We start from the raw sequence: 23,040 nt of genomic DNA, 5'->3' as shown, positions 1-23,040 counted from the left end.
CGATCAGCTAGCGTTATAATCATCGGTTTCATCCTGACCTCCTCCGCCCCCTGGAGTATGCGAAACTGCCGCATGCGCATCAACGGAGTGCACCACATCGCCATTATCGCCAGCGACTACGACGTGTCCAAGGCCTTCTACCTCGACGTTCTCGGCTGCACGCTCGAAGCGGAATACTTCCGGGCCGCGCGCCGGTCGTGGATGGGCAAGCTTGCCTTGAACGGCCACTACCTGATCGAACTGTTCTCTTTTCCCGACACCCCGCCTCGGAGGAGCGGCCCGGAAGCGCTCGGGCTGCGCCACCTCGCGTTCGAGGTCGACGACGTGCCGGCCGCCCGCGACGAGCTGATCGTTAAGCACGTCGAGGTTGAGGAACTGAGGGTGGACCCGAACACCGGCAAAGCGATGTTCTTCTTTCGCGACCCCGACGGGCTGCCGCTGGAGATCTACGAGCGCTGAGTCCGGACGCTATTGCTCCGGGCTGCTATTGCTCGGTCACCAGGTGGAAGACCACTCCGTCATCCTGCACGGACACGCGCAGGCGGTCGAGACCGGAGACCACCAGGTCGGCCTCCAGGTCGGCGGCCCGATGGGTGCCGACGACGCCGATCGTGGCGCAGCCGGCGGCGCGGGCGGCGGCAAGGCCGGCTGGGGCATCCTCGACCACGACGCAGCGGGCCGGGTCGACGCCGAGGCGTTCGGCCGCCAGCAGGAACGGCTCGGGGAACGGCTTGCCGCGGCTGGTGTCGTCGATGGTCACCACCGTGAGCGGTGCAGGGAAGCCGGCGGCGTCCAGGCGCACCAGGCACAGCTGCCGGGCACAGGACGTGACGATCGCCCGGCGGGCCTCGGGGATGCTCGCCATGAGTTCCGCCGCGCCGGCCAGGATCCTGACACCAGCCGTGTCGGCCAGTTCGAACTCGGTGAGCCGGGTGACGGATGTCTCGACCAGTTCCTCCGGCACCAGGGTCGCGATCATCTGACGCGCCGGCACCCCGTGCTCGGGGCCGGTGAACGACGGGCCGAGGCCGACCTCGGCACCCCAGCGCAGCCAGGACCGGGTGACCGCCTGAGTGGAGTCGACCAGGGTGCCGTCCATGTCGAAGAGCACCGCCTGGAAGACCTGCCCCTGCAGGGCCTCCTCTCGGGAGGTTTCGAGCGGGGCGATTCCGGGCTGCGTCATTGTGGTTCCATTCGTCTCTGGGCTGGTACCCCTCAAGTCTGCGCCCTCACGGAACTACGCTATGACTCATGACCACTCCTCCCCGCGCGGTGCAGAAGCCACAGCAGCGCAATTTCCATGACGACGTGTTCACCGACAACTACGAATGGCTGCGCGACAAGGACAGCCCCGAGGTGATCGCACACCTCGACGCCGAGAACACCTTCACGGATGCCCACACCGCCCACCTGGCCCTGCTGCGGGAGCAGATCTTCGAGGAGATCAGGGGCCGCACCCAGGAGACCGACCTCAGCGTTCCGGTGCGACAGGGCCACTGGTGGTACTACACCCGCACGGTCGAGGGGAAGGAATACGGCATCCACTGCCGTGCGCCGATCTCCGCGCCGGACGACTGGACCCCGCCGGTGCTTCCCGAACAGATCCCCGAACAGACCAGCGGGCAGGCGAGCGGGACCGCCGGACTCCCGGACGAGCAGCTCGTGCTCGACGACAACGCCGAGGCGGCCGGCCACGAGTTCTACTCGCTCGGCAGCACCGACGTGAGCGGCGACGAGAGCCGGCTGCTCTACGCCGTCGACACCGAGGGCGACGAGCGATACACCCTGCGCGTGCGCGACATCGCGACCGGCGAGGACCTCGCGGACGAGATCCCGAACACCGGCGAGGGGGCACTGTTCGACCCGAGCGGCCGCTACATCTTCTATACGACCGTGGACGACGCCTGGCGGCCCGACACCGTGTGGCGGCACGAGGTGGGAACCGCGGCCGCCGCCGACGTGTCGGTCTTCCACGAACCCGACGAGCGCTTCTGGGTGGGCATCGGCCTCACCCGCAGCCGCAGGTTCCTGCTGATCGAGGCCGGCTCGAGTGTGACCACCGAGACCCGGCTGCTCGACGCCGTCGACCCGACCGGCGAGTTCGCCCTGGTCTGGCCGCGGCTGGACGGCGTCGAGTACGACGTGGAGCACGCCGTGCTGGGCGGCGAGGATCGCCTGCTGATCGTGCACAACCACCACGCGGTCAATTTCGAGCTGGTCAGCGTCTCCGTCGCCGACCCGCGGGGTGAGAAACGGATTCTGCTGCCCCACGATACGGCCGTGCGCCTCGAGAGCGTCGACGCATTCCGGGACTTCGTGGTGGCCGAATACCGGCGGGACGGGCTCACCCGCGTTGCCGTGAGCGCCGAGGCACCCGACGAGGAACTCGATTTCGTCGAGCTCGGCTTCGAGGAACCGCTGTACTCCGTGGGCACGTCGGCCAATCCCGAGTGGGACACGCCGACCATCCGTCTCGGTTACACCAGCTTCGTCACGCCGTCGACGGTCTACGACCACGTGGTCGCCACCGGCGAGCGCCGGCTGCTGAAGCAGCAGCCCGTGCTCGGCCGCTACGACCCGACCCTGTTCGAGCAGCGCCGCGAGTGGGCCACCGCCGCCGACGGCACGCGCATCCCGATCTCCCTCGTCTACCGGCGCGACCTGGTCGCTCCGGGAACTCCCGCCCCGACCCTGCTCTACGGCTACGGCTCCTACGAGATCAGCATCGACCCGTCGTTCAGCATCGCCCGGCTCAGCCTGCTCGACCGCGGCATGATCTTTGCGATCGCCCACGTGCGGGGCGGCGGCGAGCTGGGTCGACTCTGGTACGAGAACGGCAAGAAGCTGCACAAGCGCAACAGCTTCACGGACTTCGTCGACAGCGCCCGGCACCTGATCGACCAGGGTTACTCCAGTCCCGACCGGCTCGTCGCCGAGGGCCGGAGTGCCGGCGGCCTGCTGATGGGCGCCGTGGCGAACCTGGCCCCGGAACTGTTCTCGGGCATCCTTGCCGGGGTGCCGTTCGTGGACGCGCTGACATCGATCCTGGACCCATCGCTGCCGCTGACCGTGATCGAGTGGGACGAGTGGGGCGACCCGCTGCACGACCCTGAGGTGTACGCGTATATGCGCGGCTACTCCCCCGTGGAGAACGTGCGCGACACGCAGTACCCGCGGATACTCGCCGTGACCAGCCTCAACGACACCCGAGTGCTCTACGTCGAGCCGGCCAAGTGGGTGGCCCGGCTGCGCGAGGTGGGAGCGGATGTTCTGCTGAAGACCGAGATGTCGGCCGGCCATGGTGGGGTGTCCGGCCGGTACAGCCGCTGGCGTGAGACGGCGTTCGACTTCGCCTGGATCATCGATGCCGCCAGGGCGCATCCGTCGAGGGAAGCAGCGGTCACCGCGGTAGCTGTGTGAGCCTCAGCAGTTTTCCGGCGCATTCTCCGTCGAATCGGTTCAACCGCGGACACTGCGCTCCGACCGCGCTGCCCACATGAGAGCATGGAGCCATGTCTGACGCCGGGTCTCCCCCGGCGCGGGTGGACTGGAAGCGGATCGCGGGACCCCCGCCCGGCGAACCGGGTGGGACCGCCGATCCGCCCGTTCCGATGGGCCTCCAATTCGAGCTGCGCGAGCAGACGCCTCGCACGAACGACCGCTGGCGAGGTGCGACGGCCCGGCCGGTCACGAACGTGCGCCCCGGGCAGGGCGAGATCCGGCTCGGGGTGCGCCCGGTCATCCGAAGCGCCCGAGGCAACTGGGTGCGCGCGGACGTGGCGTGGAACCAACTGGGCTTCCACCGCAACCGCCTCAACCTCAACCGCGAGCACCACCGCTGGCTGAGCCAGATCCTGGCCCTGCACCGGGCCGTGCGCGGCGTCTACACCAGCCAGGAGACGGACTGGATCTACCTCGACGACTTCGCCAGCCCGCTGCTCTGGACCCTCTTCGACGAGGCCGAGACCCTGGGGCTGCGTCTCGTGGGCAGCACGAAGGATGCCACGGTCAGCGTGGGCCGCGCGGCCCACGTGAGCCTCGACGCAAGCCGGAACGCCGCCGGCACCGAGGGTCTGCTCCTGACCACCCGGCTCCTGTTTGACGGCACCCCGCATCCCCCCGAGCATTCCGGGGCGATCGGCGGCCACGGGATCTACGGCTATGCCCTCGGGCCGCGCCCGGTGTTCACCCTGGCCCCGACCGTCGACGGTCCGCTCACCGCCGAGCAGCGCCGGCTGCTCGGTGCGCCCGGCACGGTTCTCGTGCCGGCCGACGAGACGGCCGAGTTCCTGAGCGACTTCTATCCGGCGCTGCGGCGTACCCTGCCGGTGACCAGCACGGATGGCTCCGTGCGCTTCCCCCAGGCCGACCCACCTCTGCTCGTGCTCACCGCCTGGTTCCGGCCGAGGCAGGCGCTGGAGCTGGCCTGGCATTGGGAGTACCGCGAGGGTGCCCTGCTGAAGAAGCTGCCTTTGCTGTCATCCACGTCCACATCCACGTCCACGCCCACGTCCACGTCCACGTCTTCGTCTCCCTCGAACGGAAGCCGCGACGAGCCCACCGAACGGGTCATCCACGAGCGGGCCAGGCGCCTCCTCGAGGAGGCCGGCCACACCGGCGCAGGCCCGGCCGCGACATCGATCACGCTGCGCGGCATCGATGCGGCCGAGGTGGCCGAACGTGCGCTCCCGCGGCTGGAGAAGCTGCCCGGCGCGCGCGTGGACATCCGCGGCACCCGGCCCGACTACCGCGAATTGACCGAGACTCCTGAGCTGACAATCAGCACGGTCGAGACGGACCAGCGGGACTGGTTCGACCTGGGCGTGATCGTCACGATCAATGGTCGGAGCGTGCCGTTCGGCCCGCTGTTCAAGGCTTTGGCGAAGGGGCAGGCGAAGCTCCTGCTGGTCGACAACAGCTATCTGTCGCTGCGGCAGCCGGCGTTCGAGCGCCTGCACGAGCTGATCACCGAGGCCCGCGCCCTGCAGGAATGGGACACCGGCCTGCGCATCAGCCGCTACCAGGCTGCCCTCTGGAGCGACTTCGAGGACCTCGCCGACGACACCGAGCAGGCCGTGGCGTGGCGGGCGGCCGTGTCCGGGCTGATCGGCTTGTCCAAGGGCGCCGACGACGCCGAGCACGCCCCGCCCGCCCCGCTGCCGGCCGCCGTGCACGCCACCCTGCGCCCATACCAGGCGCAGGGCTTCACCTGGCTGACCTTCCTCTGGCAGCACCAGCTGGGCGGAATCCTCGCCGACGACATGGGCCTCGGCAAGACCCTGCAGACGCTCGCACTCCTGGCGCACGCGACCGCCCACCCGGCCGAGCCGGCCCAGCGGCGGCCGTTCCTGGTCGTCGCCCCGACATCCGTCGTCGCCACCTGGCGTTCCGAGGCCGCCCGCTTCACGCCCGGCCTCGACGTTCGGGTGATCACAGGCACCGAGGCGGCCGGCGGCATCCCGCTGACGGATGCCGCGGCCGGCGCCGACGTCGTCGTCACCTCCTACACGCTGTTCCGTCTCGACTTCGAGGCCTACCAGGCGCACGGCTGGGCCGGGCTGATCCTGGACGAGGCACAATTCGTGAAGAATCGCGCCACCCGGGTGCACCTGTGCGCCCGCGACCTGACGACGCCGTTCAAGCTCGCGCTCACGGGCACGCCGATGGAAAACAGCCTGCTCGAGCTGCATGCCCTGTTCGCGATCGTGGCACCGGGCCTGTTCCCCTCACTTCGGCGGTTCACGGAGGAGTACGTGCGCCCGATCGACCGCGGCGACACCCCCGAGGTGCTCACGCGGCTGCGCCGGCGCATCCGCCCACTGTTGCTGCGTCGCACCAAGGCGGTCGTCGCCCCCGAGCTGCCGCCCAAACAGGAGCAGGTGCTTGAGATCGAGCTGAACCCCCGGCACCGCGCGCTCTACGACACGTTCCTGCAGCGGGAACGGCAGAAGCTGTTCGGCCTGATCGACGACCTCGACAAAAACCGGTTCATCGTGTTCCGCTCGCTGACCCTGCTGCGGCTGCTCAGCCTGGACCCGTCCCTGGTCGACGAGAAGTACACCGGAGTGTCGTCCAGCAAACTGGACGCCCTCTTCGAACAGCTGGGTGACGTCGTCGCCGAAGGTCACCGTGCGCTCGTCTTCAGCCAGTTCACGTCGTTCCTGAAGAAGGCGGCCGCGCGGCTCGAAGCCCGGGGCATCCCTTACTGCTACCTCGACGGGTCCACCCTGCGCCGCTCCGAGGTGATCGACCGGTTCAAGACCGGCAGTGAGCCGGTGTTCCTGATCAGTCTGAAGGCCGGCGGGTTCGGCCTCACCCTGACCGAGGCGGACTACGTCTTCCTGCTCGACCCATGGTGGAACCCGGCCACCGAGACGCAGGCCATCGACCGCACCCACCGCATCGGCCAGACGAAGAACGTGATGGTCTACCGAATGGTCGCCACCGGCACCATCGAGGAGAAGGTCATGGCCCTGCAGAAACAGAAGGCCGAGCTCTTCGACCAGGTGCTCGGCGACGCCCCAGCGGATGCGCCGGGGTTCAGTGGAAACCTCACGGCCGACGACATCCGCAGCCTGCTGGGGAGTTAGACGGACAGCTCCCGGGCGATCTCCGCCGCCCATTCGTCGATCGCGACCCAGTTGCGGAAGTCACCCTCGGGCAGCAGCTCGCGCCCACTCGGGATGCGCCGCACAAGTTTGTCCCGGCGGCCGAGCACGGCCGGGTCGAGCGCACCGAAGAACACCCGCATTCCGCGCGGCTGGAGCGACTGGCCGAACTCCTCGAACTGCTTCGGCTCACTCTCCTTGAGTAGATCCCGCCCCTGGGCGTCCTTGCCCGCGGTGCCCAGCGGCCCGCTGCTGAACAGCCACACCGGATGCGCCGTGATCAGTTCCTGGTGGCGCCGCACGAACTCCGTCGCGTCCTTGCGCCACGACCCCATGTAGGCGGAACTGCCGATCACGAAGGCGTCGTACCCGTCCACCTGGTCAACGGATGCGACCGGCCGGGCCACGGCATCTTGCCCTGCCTCCCGCAGTTTGCGGGCGATGCGCTCGGCGATTCCCTCGGTGGCACCGTACTTGCTCGAAAACCCCACCAGTGTCGTCATGATTGCCTCCAGCTCGTCGGTCGTTCACTCAATCGTAGGGCGGTGCGCCGCCGCGCCCGCCCACGATTCCCATCCCCAATCGAGCGGGTCGGTTGGTTCTCCGTCTCGCACCGCTGCTAATCTGAATTTAGATAACGTGGGGGTTCCGTGCAGTTGAATTCAGGGGCGCCCTACGGCCGCCTAGTTCGAGGTTTCTTTACCAGGAGCGCCTCCTGGCCCGCCTGGCTGATGGCCGTGTTCCTCGGCAGCTACGTCATCGGCCTGCTGATGCCCGACGACGGGTTCCACCTCTTCGTCGACGGCTGGCTGGCGTCCCTCCTGAAGTTGTCCTTGGTCGTCGTGTGCTGGGCCGCCGTGATGCGTAAGCGCTCGCGGAGCCGAGTGCGGATCGCGGCCAACGGTCTGACGCGATTCCGGCATCCCGAACTCCTGCTCACGGCCGCGGCGGTCACCATCATCGCGATCGTCGATTCCTACTCCTTGTGGATGCTGATCTGGGGCGCCGAGATGTTCCCCCGCGTGAGCGAGGTCGGCTACTTGCTGTTCTTCGCCCTCATGCTGGCCGTGCTGGTCATCATGGTGCGCCGCCAGCTGCGCGGCATGGTCTGGTCGGTGGTGCTGGACAGCGCCATCGGTGCACTCGGCGCGGCCTCGGTGCTGGCCGTGCTGCTCGGCCCGATGGCGAACTCACTCGACGCGGCCGGGGCGAACAAGGCCATCGCCGCCGCCGTCGCCTACCCGCTGTTCGACCTGCTGCTGGTTGCCGTCGTCGTCGCGCTCACCACCTCGCAGGGCCCGATTGCCGGCCGCCGTTGGATCCTCCTCGTCTTCGGCCTGCTGATTTTCACGTCGACCGGTCTCGTCTTCGCGATGCTCGAAACCAGGTACGTTCTCGGCACTCCTCTGGACGCCGGCTGGGCCGTGGGGCTGGCCCTGATCGCTGTGTGGGCGGATGCCTCGTCGCGGCCCGATCTGGTTCAGAACAACTCCTCCAACGGCGTGGCGGCCCTGGCGCTGCCGGCGGTGTCGACCGCAGCCGGCCTGGGTGTGCTGCTCCTCGCCAGCCAGACGCCGGTTCCCCACATCGCGGTCGGGCTGGCGGCGGCGACCCTGGCCCTCGCAGCCGTTCCCCTGGTCTCCCGGCAGGTGGCCCTGCGTCGCCAGTCCAAGACCGACGAACTGACCGGTCTGCCGAACCGGCGTGCGCTGTACGCCGAGGTCTCGTCGAGACTGGCCGACGACAGGAGCCGGAACCGGGCGCTGCTGCTGCTGGACCTGGACCGCTTCAAAGAGGTCAACGACAGCCTCGGGCACGACGCCGGCGACCGGTTGCTCGTGCAGGTCGGCCGTCGTCTGCTGGAAGGAATGCGGTCCGGTGACCTGCTCGCGCGGTTGGGCGGCGACGAGTTCGCCATCCTGCTCGAGCACACCGACCAGGTGGAGGCCGAGGCGGTGGCCAACAAACTCCGGGCCACCCTGGCCCAGCCGTTCACTCTGGAAGGCATCTCCCTGCAGACCAGCGCGAGCATCGGAATCGCCCTCTACCCCAACCAGGGCGATGACCTGACCGCACTGCTGCGCAAGGCCGACATGGCGATGTACAAAGCGAAGGCGACCCACAGCGGCCACCACGTCTACCGCAGCGCGGACAACCGCCACGGTGACGCCCGGCTGCGCACCCTGCAGGAGTTGCGCCTCGCCCTGACCGAGGACCAGCTGGTTCTGCACTACCAGCCGAAGATCTGCCTGAAGACCGGATTCGTCTCCGGCGTCGAGGCCCTCGTGCGCTGGAACCACCCCGAGCGGGGCCTGCTGTTTCCCGACCAGTTCCTGACCCTGGTCGAGGAGGCCGGCCTCATGCACGCGCTGACCCAGGAAGTTCTGCGGAAGGCGTTGGACCAGTCCGTGCTCTGGTCGGCCCAGGCCCGCACCCTGACGGTTGCGGTGAACGTGTCCGCCAGCTCGCTGATCGACGCCGATCTGCCCGAACGGGTGGGCACCATGCTGTCGGCCCGCGGGCTTCTGCCCACCGCGCTGATGCTCGAGATCACCGAGGACTTCCTGATGGCCGACCGCGACCGAGCCCGGGACATCCTGACTCGGTTGCGCGCCAGCGGTATCCGGATCTCGGTCGACGACTTCGGCACCGGATACAGTTCGCTCGCCTATCTTCGTGACCTGCCCATCGACGAGCTCAAGCTGGACCAGTCCTTCATCTTCCCGATGGCCGACGACGCCCGGGCCGCCGCGCTGGTGGCCTCCACGATCGACCTCGCGCACGGCCTCGGCCTGAAAATGGTCGCCGAGGGCGTGGAGAACAGCGTCGCCTACGACGAGCTGGTGCGCTACGGCTGCGACTTCGCCCAGGGATACTTCATGTCACGCCCCATCTCCGCCGCGGCACTCGACGAGTGGCTGACCGCCCGGCAGAGCGCGGCGGCCCTGCCATGACCGGCAGCACCCGTGAGCGGTTCCGCTTCGGCGCGCTGACGCTCATGCTGGTCCTGGTCATCGCCTATACCCTCGGTCTGGCCCTGAAGGGCGATGACTTCAGCCCGCTGGTCGACGGCTGGCTCGCCATGCTCTCGGTGTGGGCACCCGTGCTCGTGGGCTGCGCCGCCGTCTACCGGGTCGGGCGCGGGCAAATCGAGGTGGGCCTCGCCACCGCCGCTCTGACCATGAACGCCCTGGCGGACGCCTATTACCTCGTCAGCGCGGATGCCGACGGTGTGTCACCGTTCCCGTCGCCGGCCGACATCGGCTATCTGCTGTTCTACCTGCTCCTGCTCTGGGCGCTGGCGGTGCTCGTGAACCGGCAACTGCGCGGATCGGCCTGGTCCGTCTTCCTGGACACCGCCGTGGGTTCGCTGGGTGCCGCCGCAGTGCTGGCCGTCATCCTCAGCCCCGTCTTCGATTCCGCCGCCGCGGACCCGCTCAGCCTCGGCGCTGTCATCGCGGCCGCCTATCCGGCGCTCGACCTGCTGGTGGTGGCGGCGATCGCCGGGATCGTGGCGTCGCACGGCCCGGATGCCGGCAAGCGCTGGATGCTCCTCGTCGCCGGCCTGGTGGTCTTCGGCGGCGCCGACACCGTCTTCGCGCTGCAGGGTGACCTGTACAGGGTGGGCACCCCACTCGACGCGACCTGGAACATCGGGGTCGTACTGATTGCGCTCTGGGTGGACAGCACCTCCCTCCCGCGCCCGGTGCGGGATCGCAGGGCCACGGCCACAACCGTGTCCGCTCTGGCCGTGCCGATGGTGTCGACGATCGCCGGACTGGGGGTTCTGATCCTCGCCAGCCAGGTCACGGTGTCAAACCTCTCCGTGGTCCTGGCCGGGGCAACCATGACGCTGGCGGTGGTGCCGCTGGCCGGCCGGCAACGGGTTCTGAACCTGCTGGCGCGAACGGACGACCTCACCGGTCTGCGCAACCGTCGCGCATTCAACGCGGACGTGCCCACCCGCCTGGCCGCGGTCGAGGGCCGGAAGAATGCCCTGCTGCTGCTGGACCTTGACCGGTTCAAGGAGGTCAACGACAGCCTCGGCCATGACGTCGGTGACCGGCTGCTGATCCAGGTCGGCATCCGTTTGAACCGGCAGCTGCGTGCCGGCGACCTCCTGGCCCGCCTCGGAGGCGACGAGTTCGCGATCCTGCTCACGGACTCCGCGCGGGAGGATGCCCTGACGGTGGCCGTCAAACTGCGTGCCGCGCTGGCCGAGCCGTTCATTCTGGAGGGCATCACGCTGCAGACCAGCGCCAGTGTCGGGATCTCCCTCTATCCCGACCAGGGCAAAGACCTGACGGCGCTGCTCCGCAAGGCCGACATGGCCATGTACAAGGCGAAAACGAGCCGCAGTGGCCACCACGTGTACGACAGCGACGACGACAGCCATGGCGAGACCCGGCTGCGCACCCTGGCCGAACTGCGCCTCGCTCTCATCGATGAGCAGCTGGTACTGCACTATCAGCCCAAGGTCGACCTCGGCAGCGGGGCGGTGCGGGACGTCGAGGCCCTCGTGCGCTGGAACCATCCCGAGCGCGGCCTGCTGCCGCCCGATCAGTTCGTGCCGATCATCGAGGAGGCCGGGCTGATGCACACTCTGACGCAGGTCGTGCTGCGGCAGGCGCTGGACCAGGCGGTGCTCTGGCAGGCGCAGGGGCGTCCGCTGACCATCGCCGTGAACCTGTCGGCCAGCTCGCTGGTCGACACGGAACTGCCGGACCGGATCAGTGCCATGATCGCCGCCCGCGGTCTGCCCTCGTCGATCCTGGCCCTGGAGATCACCGAGGAATTCCTGCTCAATGACCGGGGCCGGGCCCGCGGCATCCTCACCCGGCTACGCGAGCAGGGCATCCGCATCTCCGTCGACGACTTCGGCACCGGCTACAGTTCGCTCGCCTACCTGCGCGATCTGCCCATCGACGAGCTCAAGCTCGACCGATCCTTCGTCTTCCCGATGGCCGGCGATGCCCGAGCCGCGACCCTGGTGTCCTCGACGATTGCGCTGGCCCACAGTCTGGGGCTGCGCATGGTGGCCGAGGGCGTGGACAGCGGCGCCGCCTACGACCAGCTGGTCGGCTTCGGCTGCGACTTCGCGCAGGGCTTCCACCTGTCGCAGCCGGTTTCCGCCGCCGCGCTGGACACCTGGCTCGCCGACCGACGAGTCGCAGATACCGAGTCGGCGCACGCGCGTGACGTCGCACCCGCCGTGCCGCCCGGTGACCTTGTCGCGGAGCCAGCCGAGGTGTAGGCCCGTTTGCGCACCCTGTCCACGATCGGGGTGGGGGTGCATCCGTCGGACACGCCGCCCTACGATCAGATGAGCTTCCGCTTCAGGGGCGGGTTCCCCGGCTACGCGTTGGAGTTCGTGCCCGAACTCGACGGTGACGCCAGCGGACTGCCGATCCCCATGCCCGGCACCAGCCGCATCCTGCGGGTCGTCTTCACCGCGGCGCAGGCGCACACCGAACAGGGCCAGTCGAGCGTCTACTCGGCGCCGCCCGCCTTCATCGACTACGACGCGATCACCCGCTACGCTCCGGCCGGAGACTTCGAGGGCTACGTGACCTACGGGATCGGCGTCGGCCGCCCGGCCCCGGTTCTACACTGGGTGAAGCCGCGGGCCAGACCGACCCGGCACTCCCGGAAACGAGGAACCCACCCGATGGACGCGTCTGCTCAATCGGAGAAATCAGCTCAATCGGAAGAACCGAACCCGATCGACCGTCTCGCGGTCGATCCCGCCGTTACCGATGCCACCGAGATCGCCCGCCGGCTCGAGACCGACGCCGCCCGGGGCCTCACCGGCGCCGAAGCCGCGCGTCGCCTCGCGGCCGAGGGCCCGAACGAGCTGAGCGGCGTGCGCCCGGTGCCGTTCTGGCGCCGGATCCTGGCCCAGTTCAACGACCCGCTGATCTACCTGCTGCTGGTCGCCACCGCGGTGTCGTTCGGCGCCTGGCTGATCGAGGGGGCACCCGGCCTGCCCGTGGACGCCATCGTGATCGCCGTGATCGTAGTGCTCAACGCCGTGCTCGGCCTGGTGCAGGAGGCGCGCGCCGACAACGCCGTGGCCGCCCTGTCCACCATGACAGCGGCATCCTCAACCGTCCTGCGCGACGGCCTGCTCGCCACCGTGCCCAGCACTGACCTGGTGCGCGGCGACCTGCTGGTTCTGGGTGAGGGCGACAGCGTGGGGGCGGATGCCCGCCTCACCGAGGCGAGTTCGCTGCGGATCGCGGAGGCCTCCCTCACCGGCGAAAGCGAGGCCGTCACCAAGAACCCGCGCACCCTTCCCGCCGCGGCCGCCCTCGGCGATCGCCTGAACATGGTCTTTAAGGGCACCGCCGTCAGCCAGGGCGTCGGCCGCTGCATCGTCACCGGAACCGGCATGGACACCGAGGTCGGCGCCATCGCCACGATGCTTGACCGCACCGAGGCTCACCCCACCCCGTTGCAAACCGAGATCGGCCACATCGGCAGGCTGCTCAGCGTCGTCGTGATCGCGATCGCCACGGTCGTGATGCTCACCGTCGTGCTCGTGCAGGGCGTGTCCACGCCCGCCGACTTCGTGACCGTGTTCCTGCTCGGGGTATCCCTCGCGGTCGCAGCCGTTCCCGAGGGGCTGCCGGCGATCCTGTCGGTGATCCTCTCCATCGGGGTACAACGGATGGCGCGGCAGAACGCCGTTGTCAAGAACCTGAAATCCGTGGAGACCCTGGGCTCCGCATCCGTGATCTGTTGCGATAAGACCGGCACGCTGACCCGCAACGAGATGACGATCCAGCAGCTGCTGACCGCCTCCGGCCGGGTAGACGTGACCGGGGTGGGCTACCGCCCCGAGGGCGAACTGCGCCAGGGCGCCGAGCCGCTCACAGACCCGGCACTCCGCTTTGAGGCCCAGCTGGTGCTGGGCGTCGGTTCCCTCGCCGGCAACGCCCAGCTGACCGAGCAGGACGGCGAGTGGGAGATCCAGGGTGACCCCACGGAGGCCGCGTTCCTGGTGGCCGCGGCCAAACTCGAGGGCACCACCGAGCACATGGCCCGGTTCGAACGTCGGGGTGAGATGCCCTTCACCTCGGAACGCAAGATGATGTCCACCCTGCACCAGGCGACCGGCGACGGCAGTCTGCGCATCTTCAGCAAGGGCGCGCCCGACGTGCTGCTCGAGCGCTGCGCCTACGTGCAGGTCGGCGAGACGGTCGTACCTCTGACCGCCGAGCAGCGGCCACGGTTGCTCGCCGACATCCAGGCGCTCTCGGCCCAGGCCTTCCGCACCCTGGGTGTCGCCTACCGACGCGCCGACGAGAACACGGCCCCGCTGGACGAGGCCGACGAGCAGGGCCTGATCTACGCCGGGGTGGTCGGCATCATCGACCCGCCCCGCGCCGAGGTGACGTCAGCCGTCCAGGAAGCCCACCGGGCGGGCGTGCGCGTGATCATGATCACGGGCGACCACCCCGCCACGGCCGCGCGGATCGCGAGCGACCTGGGGATCGTCGAACCGGGGGCGACGGCGCTGGCGGGAGCAGACCTCGACCACCTCGACGAGCCGGGGCTGCGGGAGGCGGTGCGCGGCACATCCGTGTTCGCCCGCGTCTCCCCGCGGCACAAGCTGCGGATCGTCGACGCCCTGCAGGCCAACGGCGACATCGTGGCGATGACCGGCGACGGCGTCAACGACGCCCCGGCCCTGAAGTCCGCCGACATCGGCGTGGCCATGGGCATCACGGGCACCGAGGTGACCAAGGAGGCCGCGAAGATGATCCTGGTCGACGACAACTTCGCCACCATCGTCGCCGCGGTGCGGGCCGGCCGGGTCATTCTCGACAACATCAAGAAGTTCCTGCGGTACCTGCTGTCCTCGAACATGGGCGAGGTGCTCACCGTGTTCCTCGGCGTGCTCCTCGCCGGGGTGCTGGGCCTGACCGGCGCCAGCAGCGAGACCGTGGTGCTGCCCCTGCTGGTCACCCAGATTCTCTGGATCAACCTGATCACCGACTCCGGTCCGGCCCTGGCGATGGGCGTCGACCCGGAGATCGAGGACGTGATGGCCCGCCCCCCGCGCGGGATCAACGACCGTATGATCGACCTGCGCATGTGGGTGGGCATCATGTCGACCGGCCTGGTGATGGCGGTGGTCACCCTCGCCACGATCGACCTGTTCCTGCCCGGCGGGCTGCTGCCGGCGCTGGAACCCGGCACCGACGGCCTCACCGTGGCCCGCACCGCGGGGTTCACCACCCTGGTCTTCGCCCAGCTGTTCAACACGCTCAACGCGCGCTCCGAGCTGACCACCGCGTTTCACCGGCTGTTCGTGAATCCGTGGCTGTGGGGGGCGATCCTGCTTGCGATCCTGTTGCAGGTGGCCGTGGTCGAACTCCCGCTCCTGCAGACCGCGTTCGGCACCACCTCGATGGACCCGCTGCACTGGGCCGTCTGCGTGGGCATGGCATCCGTCGTGCTGTGGGTCGAGGAACTGCGCAAGTGGATCCTGAGGGTGCGCGCCTGACCTCGCCCGTTCCGTGCTCGCCGCGTGCGATCACGTTTTCGCAAAGCGCATTACGATCGGGGCATGAGCCTGTCAGGACCACCGGAACCCACGGCGACGGAGCCGGCATCCGCGCCCCGCCGCAACGAAACGGATGTCCAGCGCCTCGACCGCAATTGGCTCTCGCTGTTGCAGGAGCTCAGGGTCACCCAGACGGGCACCCAGATCGTGGGTGGTTTTCTGCTCGCCCTCGCCTTCCAACCGCGGTTCACCGAACTCGACCTGTACCAACTGACCGTGTATCTGATTCTTGTCGCCACGGCCACCACCACCACCGTTCTGGCGCTCGGGCCGGTCAGCCTTCACCGGCTGCTTTTCGGGAAGCATGCGATGAAGCAGATCGTGCGGATCGCCGACGTGCTCGTGCGGGCCACACTGGTCGGTGTCGCCGTGATCCTCGCCGGCACCACCCTGCTGGTCTTCGACGTGGTGCTGGGCCGAACGGCCGGTCAGGTGGCCGGGGCCGCGGTGCTTCTGGTCATCGTGGCGGTCTGGCTGGTCCTGCCGCGCCGGGCGAAGCGCTGAGGACGACGCGCTGAGGACGACGCGCTGAGGACGACGCGCGGGCGACGACGGGCGGGGATATCGGTGGCACGGCGCCGCCGCATCAGCAGGCGCCCCACTGGCCCGCGCCCGCCGTCGTTGCGGCGTCCTCGGCCGTACGCAGCAGCGGGTAGTGCGCGTCATTCGGCGGGATCATCAGCGACTCGGCGGCGCCGCCGGCGACGAGCTCGTAGTTGACGAATCGCCCGTCCTCGGTCCAGAGATAGAACAGGCTACGGCCGTATCGGTCGGTCGGGTCCTGGTCGGCGGTGACCCAGGTGCGGCTGCCATCGGGGAGGAGTGCCCGCAACTGCTCCGTGGCCTGATCGCCGAAGCATTCGGCGGTGTCCCCCACCTCCGGCGTATCGATTCCGAGCAGTCGTACTTTGACGGCATCCGTCGTCGCCACCAGGGCGTTCGGCTGGTCCGTTCGCAGAAAAAGCGTGTCACCATCGTGCACATGTTCCACGGTCATCGGGACGGCTCCGCTCGGTCGCGCGGGGATGCCGCCGACCGCTGCCTCGGCGGCGCCGTCCGCCACGGTCGCCACCGGACCGGTGCTCTCGCCGGTGCTCTGGCCGGAGCCTTGGCTCACCGAGCTCAGCAGGCTCCCGAACTCGGTCGCCAGGAATCCAGACTGTTGCACCCAGGCGAAGCCGAGTACTCCGAGAACGAGAACACCGATCGGCACGCGCGAGCGGCCCTGTCGTCTACCCATTCCCCGAGACTAGGGCAGAGCCGGACAGAACCGGACAGGGCAGGGCAGGCCGGGGCGAGAGGGTGCTCCGGACGTCTGACCGGCTAGGGCGCTGCGGTTTCCTCCACGGCGTGGAACCACGGCGGGTATACGACGACCTTGGGCTTGTGCGCCGCGGCGGCGAGGATCGTGCGCACCGCGTCGCGCACCTTGTCGTTGGCGACGCCGACGAGCGTGACCAACTCGAACGGGAACGACTCGGTGACGAGCAGCTCCGCCTCCCGGATCTTCTGTGATTCCTGATCGGCGCGCAGCGAACGCAGCATGCGGTCGGCAGTCTCGGGAGCAGCGCCGAACCTGGTCAGGGCCCCGGCGGCATCCCCGTTGGTCACCGCGACGCTCGCTGCGACGGTTTCCTCGGCGCCGGCCTGGGCATCGAGGAGCTTCTTGACCGTGCTGACCAGAATGACGAAGTCGTACGTCGGGGAGCGGTGCGCCTCCGGCGACAGGCGCGGATCGTTGGATTCGGTGAGGAGGCTGTCCCACAGGCGCGCATTGGGCGAGAGGAAGAACGGCACGTAGCAGGCGACGCTCGCGCTGTCGTCTCCGGCGACGAGCGCGGCACGCCGGGCCGCGCGCTGCGGTGCCGACGACAGGTCGACGGCCGGCCGGGCGGTCCAGGCGTCGCTCGCGTCGGCAAGCAGGCGCCCGCTGTTCAGGATGCCGGCGAGGTTACGGATGTGGGTGACGTGGTAGATCCGCTGCTCACCGACGTTGTCGTGGGAGGATTTCGTGCTCCTGACGGGCTTCACGGTGCTGGCAGCCTTGGCGGTGGCCGGCTTCGCGGTAGCGGTCTTCGCGCTCAGGGTGGGGTTGGGTCCGCCCAGGGTGACGGTGCGCGGTGACGGCGAACTGCGAAGCGACGGTGCGCGTCCCGTCGATTTGCTCCGGCTGGCGCGGGTGGCCACGCCGGGCACGATTTCGGGAGCGGCCTTCGGGAAGCAGCTGGCGCAGAGGCCACCCTCGAGTCCATGGATGCATTCGTCGCTCAAACTAGAAAAACCTCTCGTGTGCGTGGCCCCCACACTCTTCAAGTCCGATGCTCGAAGACCACATATCAACGGTACGGTCATTTCTGACCTCGTAGTGACCGATGGGGGGAATCGTTGGACCCATTTCGGACTGAGGGCGCGTCGCACATGCCTTGCCGCTCCCGGCAAGGGATGCTACTACCGATGTATGAGCAGCATTGACGATATCGACGAGGACAAGATCAAGGTCGGCACACCCCGGGAGTGGGCGGCGGGGGTGCCCGGCGTCACCCATGCGATGGGGCCGGCTTTCCGGCAGATGGGTGTGCCCCGCAGCCTGAAGGCACTGACCGCGATGAACCAGCGAGACGGCTTCGACTGCATGAGCTGCGCCTGGCCGGATCCCGATCGGCGCAAGATATTCGAATTCTGCGAGAACGGCGCCAAGGCGGTGACCTGGGAGGCAACCCCGGTCACGGTTCCCGCCGAGTTCTGGGCCCAGAACCCGATCAGCGAGTTGCTCACGAAGTCGGAGTACTGGCTCGGCATGCAGGGCCGCCTCGTGCAGCCGGTGCATAAGCCGGCCGGGTCCGAGCACTACCGGCCGATCACCTGGGACGATGCGTTCAACCTGATCGGCGAGACCCTCCGCGGGCTGGACTCGCCCGACCAGGCGGCCTTCTATACGAGCGGCCGCACGTCGAACGAGGCTGCCTTTCTCTATCAACTGTTCGTGCGCGCGTTCGGCACGAACAACCTGCCGGACTGCTCGAACATGTGCCACGAGTCGACCAGCCACGCGATGGCGGAGACCGTCGGGATCGGCAAGAGCACCGTCACCTACGCCGACTTCGCCCGTGCGGACCTGATCATCATCATGGGACAGAACCCGGGTAGCAACCATCCGCGGATGCTCACGGCGCTGGAAGAGGCGAAGGAGGCGGGCGCCGCCATCGTCGCCATCAACCCGCTCGTGGAGGCCGGGCTGATGCGCTATAAGAACCCGCAGCGGGTGCGGGGCGTCGTCGGGGCCGGAACCGTGATGGCCGACCAGTACCTGCAGATCCGGCTCGGCGGCGACATGGCCCTCATGCAGGCCCTCTCCCGCCGGGTGCTCGACGCCGAGGCCGCCCGGCCCGGAACCGTGCTCGACCATGAGTTCCTGCGTGAGAGCTGTGTCGGGCTGGAGGAGTTGCGCGAGCACCTCGCCCACCAGGATGACGATGCGGTCCTGGCGGCCACGGGGTTGCGCGCGGCCGAGATCGACGAGCTGGCCGACCGGTATCTGCGGGCGGAACGGGTCATCATCACTTGGGCGATGGGCATCACCCAGCACAAGAAGGCCGTGCCGACCATCCGGGAGATCATCAATCTGCTCCTGTTGCGCGGCAACATCGGCAAGCCCGGCGCGGGCGCGTCCCCGATCCGTGGGCACAGCAATGTGCAGGGCGACCGCACCATGGGCATCTGGGAGAAGATGCCACCGGTGTTCCTGGATGCCCTGGAACGAGAATTCGGGTTCGACCCGCCCCGCGTGGACGGCCTGGACAGCGTGAACTCCATTCGCGCCATGCAGGGCGGCCTGGTCAAGGTCTGGATCGCCCTGGGCGGCAACCTGGTCGGCGCGATCTCCGACACCGTCGTCGCCGAGGCCGCAATGCAGAAGACGGCGCTGAGCGTGCAGATCTCCACCAAACTGAACCGGTCCCACGCGGTGGTCGGCGAGCAGGCGCTGATCCTGCCGACCCTGGGCCGCACCGAAATCGACCTGCAGGCCACCGGCCCGCAGTTCGTGTCGGTTGAGGACACGGTCTCCGCGGTGCACTCGTCCACCGGCCTGCTCCCACCGGTGTCGGATCAGCTGCTTTCCGAGGTGGCCATCGTGTCGCGCCTCGCCCGGGCCGCCCTGGACGGCACCGCCTCGATCGACTGGGCCGGTTTCGAGAGCGACTACGACATCATCCGTGACCACATCTCGCACGTCATTCCCGGCTTCGCCGACTTCAACCAGCGCATCCGCCAGCAGGAAGGTTTCTCCCTCCCCCATGCTCCGCGCGACCTGCGCACGTTCCCGACCCCCAGCGGCAAGGCCCTGCTTACGGTCAACGAACTCGAGCCCCTCGAACGGCCGCCGGGGCGTCTGCTCCTGCAGACGCTGCGCTCGCACGACCAGTTCAACACCACGATCTACAGCCCCAACGACCGCTACCGGGGCATCAAGAACGGCCGCCAGGTCATCTTCGTCAACCCGGAGGATGTCGCGGAGCTGGGTCTGATCAGCGGCATGCTCGTCGATGTGCACAGCGAGTTCAGCGACAACGTCGACCGTGTGCTGCGGCGGCTCCGGCTCGTCGCCTACCCGAGCGCCCGCGGCTGCGCCGCCGCCTACTTCCCCGAGGCCAACGTGCTGGTGCCCCTGGATTCCACCGCGGAGGGCAGCAACACCCCCGTCTCCAAGGCGGTGCTGGTGCGACTGGAACCCTCGCGCTGACCAGATACACACCCTGACCAGAACGAAAGCGGGGCGCCCGATCCGCTGGACCGGGCGCCCCGTGTATGGGTAGTGTCGTGCTGCTAGCTCACCCTCACTTGTTGTTCGACCTTGGTGCGCCGATGCCTGGATCGATCTGGTGCGGCCCGGCGGCGGAGGGCCGCACGTCGAAGTCGAAGATCGCCGTGGGGATGTAGACGGTGGAGCAGGAGTTCGGGATGTCCACCACTCCCGACAGCCGGCCCTCGATCGGTGCGGCGCCGAGGATGATGTACGCCTGCTCCGGGCTGTAGCCGAACTTCACCAAATAGTCGATCGCGTGCAGGCAGGCCCGCTGGTAGGACAGGTGCGAATCCAGGTAGCGCTGCTCTCCGTCGAGGGTCACCGAGGTCCCCGAGAACGCCAGCCACTCGCTGTACCGAGGGTCGACGTTACCGGGCATGAAGATCGCGTTCTCACTCACGCCGTAGGTGTCCATCCCGCCCTTGATGAGGTCCACCCGCAGGTCGATGAACCCGCCCATCTCGATGGCGCCGCAGAACGTGATCTCACCGTCACCCTGGGAGAAGTGCAGGTCGCCGAGAGACAGGTTGGCTCCGTCGACGAACACCGGGTAGAAGATGCGGGTGCCCTTGGACATGTTCTTGATGTCCTGGTTGCCGCCGTTCTCACGGGGCGGGGCGGTGCGAGCCGCTTCGCCGGCCACCCGGTCGAACTCGGATGCGGCGAGGCTGCCGAGCACCGCGAACTGAGGCTCGGGCGGCAGCGCCAGTGGCGGAACCCGGTTGGGGTTCGTCTTGATCAGGTCACCCTCGCGTTTGTTCCACTTCGCGAGCAGCTCGGCCGACGGCGCAGTGCCCATCAGACCCGGGTGGATCAGGCCGGTGAAGGAGACGTCGGGTACGTGGCGGGAGGTCGCGGTCTGGCCGGTGAAGTCCCAGATGGCCTTGTAGGCATCCGGAAACTGGTCGACCAGGAAACCGCCGCCATTGTTCTTGGCGAAGATGCCGGTATAGCCCCAGCCCTGCCCGGCGAGGGGTCCGGCATCCTCCTGCGGGATCGGGCCGACATCGAGGATGTCAACGATGAGCAGGTCTCCCGGCTGAGCACCCGCGACAGCGAAAGGTCCACTGAGCTTGTGCACCGTCATCAGCGGTGCGTTCAGGATGTCGTCGGCCGAGTCGTCATTGACGATCGCACCGTCGAACCACTCCCGGCAGTCGACCCGGAACGATTCTCCCGGCTTGACTGTGGCCACGGGAGGAATCTCCGGGTGCCATCGGTTGTGGCCGACGAGCTCCTGGTCCTCGAATTTCTTGCTGGAATCCAGGGGAAATATTTTCTTGGGCATGTCGTCTCCTGTACTGGTCGAGCCGGACCGGACTGCTTAGGGCCGCGGCAGTTTCTGATGAAGCGGATTGGACGTGTAGCGCGGGGTCTGGCCCGTGCGCACCCCGGGCTTCTTCGAATCGACGACGGCCGGTTCGTGTGCGCTGCGACTGGCCGCGTCGATCAGCGCGAACGCCGACGAAGCCGTCCGGGAGATATGCGGGGCGGTGATCCGGCGCCGGGCGTCGCCCCGACAGGTCGGGCAGGCCACGACATCCGGCGCCGTGCCCATCGGAAGAATCAGCTCAAAGCTCAAGCAGTCGGCGCACAGGAACTCGTAGATGGGCATGGAGGTTGCGTTCCCTTCTCAGGCGGGCCGGGTCGACGCCGCGGGCCGGGTCGACGCCGCGGGTTCGGTCGATTGCCGCGTGGGGACGGGGCCGTGCCCCAGCACCCACGCCACCCCCAGTGACAGCGCGGCGGCGAGCGCCACGATCAGCGCATAGCCCGTGTTGGTGTCGTATTCACCGAGCAGCAGCAGGAACGCGGGGATCGTTCCGGTCATGTGGCTGATGAAGATGGTGAACCAGCCGGTCGTGCGGGTCAGAGACCCCCTGCCGAGGCCCAGCACGAGGAAGAAAAGGAACCAGAGCACCGCCCAGATGAGCCAGATGACACCGAAAACGGGGTCCTCCAGCAGGGTGAACTGAAGAATGCCGATGACCGTGGCGCAGAAAACCACGAACAGCGAGAACCAGCCGAGGCCCTCCCCACTGATGCCCGTGAACTGCAGAATCGCTACATAGAGGTACGTGAAGCCGAAGAGGTAGAGCCCGGACGCCCCGAAAATGGTGGACAGGTCGCCGTCGGCTCCCAGGATGATCAGCGTCGGGAAGATCACCTGCATCCCGCCGACGAAGAAGTTGAGGATTCCGGCCGACTTGCCTGGAATCACCCCCACCAGCATCAGGCCGTTGATGAAGAGAACGGCCCCCACGTACAGCAAACCCACTGCGCCCATCAGAGAACTCCCGTGCTCAGGAGCAGTCGCAAGACTCGTCACAACCGCTCGGTTGGCGGAGACCGCGCTCGAACACCAGTCACGGTAGACCGGGCCCCCGGGGGGTGTCAACGGAGGCAGATGAAGACCAGACTGAGCCCCCGCCCGGTGAGAAACGACACCGACATGGACAGCAGGACCACGAAGTTCACGGCTGTCGCGGCGATCGTCGGCACCGTCGGCACCGTCGGCACCGTCGGCAGCCGGCCGATGGTGGTGCGTGCCGGCCGGAACGCAGACCGGGTCCAGAACCCGGCCGACGTCAGGTGTCCCGAGCGGGGGTGTCACAGCACCGATCCGGTGCCGGAGCGAGTGCTGCCGCGCCGAGCGCATCCAATGCGATACTTGAAAGTTCGTAGTCAGAATTATCAATTTTCCTAGACATCCGGGTTGCGGTCTGCCTGCACTGGAAGCTTGCGAATGCCCTTCTCTGGGCTGGGGAACCCGTTTGCAGAATCGAAACTGAACTCCGAATGAACGACGACAAAGTGCTCCCCACACCGACCTGCGCTTCCTGCTACGACCCGATGGCGCCGGTCGGCGGCGACTGGTGGTGCGATCACTGCCAGGAGTTCGCTTAACCGGTCGCGCCTCGGCCGGTTGCGTGGCTCCGCGCGCGACATCCGCACCGTGAACCCCTAACGAATTTGACTGCGATTTTGTCTCTACGAGCCTGTTTCGGACCGAAACGGGTTCTCTCTGCCACACTCTCCGTCGAGTTGGTGAGACA

Annotated in this window: 16 protein-coding genes; 9 read left to right on the top strand and 7 right to left on the bottom strand. The window is 68.1% G+C overall.

The window, feature by feature from the left end; translation table 11 throughout:
• Positions 1–72 precede the first annotated feature (72 nt).
• Complete coding sequence (locus E3O22_RS11035) at positions 73–459, top strand: VOC family protein (protein WP_134393568.1); 387 nt, start codon at positions 73–75, stop codon at positions 457–459.
• Positions 460–484: 25 nt separating this feature from the next.
• Here E3O22_RS11035 and E3O22_RS11030 read toward each other — a convergent pair whose 3' ends face one another.
• The gene (locus E3O22_RS11030; RefSeq protein ID WP_134393567.1) at positions 485–1,183 is read right to left on the bottom strand and encodes an HAD-IA family hydrolase; all 699 of its coding nucleotides are present in this window, start codon (positions 1,181–1,183) and stop codon (positions 485–487) included.
• A gap of 68 nt (positions 1,184–1,251) precedes the next feature.
• Between E3O22_RS11030 and E3O22_RS11025 the strand changes: the two genes are divergently transcribed.
• Complete coding sequence (locus tag E3O22_RS11025; RefSeq protein ID WP_134393566.1) at positions 1,252–3,420, top strand: S9 family peptidase; 2,169 nt, start codon at positions 1,252–1,254, stop codon at positions 3,418–3,420.
• 92 nt (positions 3,421–3,512) lie between these two features.
• A complete protein-coding gene (locus E3O22_RS11020) occupies positions 3,513–6,590 on the top strand; it encodes a DEAD/DEAH box helicase (RefSeq protein WP_134393565.1) in 3,078 nt (1,025 codons plus the stop codon).
• Here E3O22_RS11020 and E3O22_RS11015 read toward each other — a convergent pair.
• Positions 6,587–7,111: a flavodoxin domain-containing protein gene (locus E3O22_RS11015; RefSeq protein WP_134393564.1), complete on the bottom strand. Its 525-nt coding sequence runs from the start codon at positions 7,109–7,111 to the stop codon at positions 6,587–6,589. The two genes, E3O22_RS11020 and E3O22_RS11015, sit on opposite strands and share 4 nt — an antisense overlap.
• Positions 7,112–7,258: 147 nt before the next feature.
• On the opposite strand from E3O22_RS11015, the gene E3O22_RS11010 reads away from it, so the two are divergent.
• From E3O22_RS11010 to E3O22_RS10995, 4 genes are all read left to right on the top strand, one after another.
• On the top strand, positions 7,259–9,562 hold the full coding sequence (locus tag E3O22_RS11010; RefSeq protein WP_134393563.1) for a bifunctional diguanylate cyclase/phosphodiesterase: 2,304 nt from the start codon (positions 7,259–7,261) through the stop codon (positions 9,560–9,562).
• Positions 9,559–11,862 (top strand): bifunctional diguanylate cyclase/phosphodiesterase, encoded by a 2,304-nt coding sequence (locus E3O22_RS11005; protein WP_134393562.1) that lies wholly within the window; start codon positions 9,559–9,561, stop codon positions 11,860–11,862. Before E3O22_RS11010 ends, E3O22_RS11005 begins: the two co-directional genes overlap by 4 nt.
• 6 nt (positions 11,863–11,868) lie before the next feature.
• Positions 11,869–15,120, top strand: coding sequence for a cation-translocating P-type ATPase (locus E3O22_RS11000; RefSeq protein WP_241976617.1), 3,252 nt, complete (start codon positions 11,869–11,871; stop codon positions 15,118–15,120).
• A gap of 63 nt (positions 15,121–15,183) precedes the next feature.
• Complete coding sequence (locus E3O22_RS10995) at positions 15,184–15,684, top strand: DUF6328 family protein (RefSeq protein WP_134393561.1); 501 nt, start codon at positions 15,184–15,186, stop codon at positions 15,682–15,684.
• Between the two features lie 82 nt (positions 15,685–15,766).
• Here E3O22_RS10995 and E3O22_RS10990 read toward each other — a convergent pair whose 3' ends face one another.
• Positions 15,767–16,420, bottom strand: coding sequence for a thermonuclease family protein (locus tag E3O22_RS10990; RefSeq protein WP_134393560.1), 654 nt, complete (start codon positions 16,418–16,420; stop codon positions 15,767–15,769).
• A gap of 83 nt (positions 16,421–16,503) precedes the next feature.
• A complete protein-coding gene (locus E3O22_RS10985; RefSeq protein ID WP_166784633.1) occupies positions 16,504–17,451 on the bottom strand; it encodes a DarT ssDNA thymidine ADP-ribosyltransferase family protein in 948 nt (315 codons plus the stop codon).
• Positions 17,452–17,638: 187 nt separating this feature from the next.
• Between E3O22_RS10985 and E3O22_RS10980 the strand changes: the two genes are divergently transcribed.
• Positions 17,639–19,921 carry an FdhF/YdeP family oxidoreductase gene (locus tag E3O22_RS10980; RefSeq protein WP_134393558.1) on the top strand — a complete coding sequence of 761 codons (2,283 nt, stop codon included), beginning with the start codon at positions 17,639–17,641 and terminating at the stop codon, positions 19,919–19,921.
• 94 nt (positions 19,922–20,015) lie between these two features.
• Here E3O22_RS10980 and fmdA read toward each other — a convergent pair whose 3' ends face one another.
• The 3 genes from fmdA to E3O22_RS10965 are packed head-to-tail and all read right to left on the bottom strand — an operon-like array spanning position 20,016 to position 22,271.
• Positions 20,016–21,272 (bottom strand): formamidase, encoded by a 1,257-nt coding sequence (gene fmdA / locus E3O22_RS10975; RefSeq protein ID WP_134393557.1) that lies wholly within the window; start codon positions 21,270–21,272, stop codon positions 20,016–20,018.
• Positions 21,273–21,308: 36 nt separating this feature from the next.
• Positions 21,309–21,599, bottom strand: coding sequence for an FmdB family zinc ribbon protein (locus E3O22_RS10970; protein WP_134393556.1), 291 nt, complete (start codon positions 21,597–21,599; stop codon positions 21,309–21,311).
• A gap of 18 nt (positions 21,600–21,617) precedes the next feature.
• Positions 21,618–22,271, bottom strand: coding sequence for an AmiS/UreI family transporter (locus E3O22_RS10965; protein WP_134393555.1), 654 nt, complete (start codon positions 22,269–22,271; stop codon positions 21,618–21,620).
• Between the two features lie 147 nt (positions 22,272–22,418).
• Here E3O22_RS10965 and E3O22_RS10960 point away from each other — a divergent pair, with 147 nt between their 5' ends.
• Positions 22,419–22,691 carry a hypothetical protein gene (locus tag E3O22_RS10960; protein ID WP_134393554.1) on the top strand — a complete coding sequence of 91 codons (273 nt, stop codon included), beginning with the start codon at positions 22,419–22,421 and terminating at the stop codon, positions 22,689–22,691.
• Positions 22,692–23,040 lie beyond the last annotated feature (349 nt).

The organism is Cryobacterium sp. TMT2-18-2, assembly GCF_004402245.1.
Taxonomy (GTDB): domain Bacteria; phylum Actinomycetota; class Actinomycetes; order Actinomycetales; family Microbacteriaceae; genus Cryobacterium; species Cryobacterium sandaracinum.
This window is presented reverse-complemented; position numbering and strand designations above follow the sequence as displayed.

Excerpts from the sequence above, each read along its gene's own strand:
- E3O22_RS10980 (WP_134393558.1), top strand. The coding sequence starts at position 17,639 with ATGAGCAGCATTGACGATATCGACGAGGACAAGATCAAGGTCGGCACA.
- fmdA (WP_134393557.1), bottom strand. The coding sequence starts at position 21,272 with ATGCCCAAGAAAATATTTCCCCTGGATTCCAGCAAGAAATTCGAGGAC.
- E3O22_RS10970 (WP_134393556.1), bottom strand. The coding sequence starts at position 21,599 with ATGCCCATCTACGAGTTCCTGTGCGCCGACTGCTTGAGCTTTGAGCTG.
- E3O22_RS11030 (WP_134393567.1), bottom strand. The coding sequence starts at position 1,183 with ATGACGCAGCCCGGAATCGCCCCGCTCGAAACCTCCCGAGAGGAGGCC.
- E3O22_RS11015 (WP_134393564.1), bottom strand. The coding sequence starts at position 7,111 with ATGACGACACTGGTGGGGTTTTCGAGCAAGTACGGTGCCACCGAGGGA.
- E3O22_RS11035 (WP_134393568.1), top strand. The coding sequence starts at position 73 with ATGCGCATCAACGGAGTGCACCACATCGCCATTATCGCCAGCGACTAC.
- E3O22_RS11020 (WP_134393565.1), top strand. The coding sequence starts at position 3,513 with ATGTCTGACGCCGGGTCTCCCCCGGCGCGGGTGGACTGGAAGCGGATC.
- E3O22_RS10965 (WP_134393555.1), bottom strand. The coding sequence starts at position 22,271 with ATGGGCGCAGTGGGTTTGCTGTACGTGGGGGCCGTTCTCTTCATCAAC.
- E3O22_RS11005 (WP_134393562.1), top strand. The coding sequence starts at position 9,559 with ATGACCGGCAGCACCCGTGAGCGGTTCCGCTTCGGCGCGCTGACGCTC.
- E3O22_RS10995 (WP_134393561.1), top strand. The coding sequence starts at position 15,184 with ATGAGCCTGTCAGGACCACCGGAACCCACGGCGACGGAGCCGGCATCC.
- E3O22_RS11025 (WP_134393566.1), top strand. The coding sequence starts at position 1,252 with ATGACCACTCCTCCCCGCGCGGTGCAGAAGCCACAGCAGCGCAATTTC.
- E3O22_RS10990 (WP_134393560.1), bottom strand. The coding sequence starts at position 16,420 with ATGGGTAGACGACAGGGCCGCTCGCGCGTGCCGATCGGTGTTCTCGTT.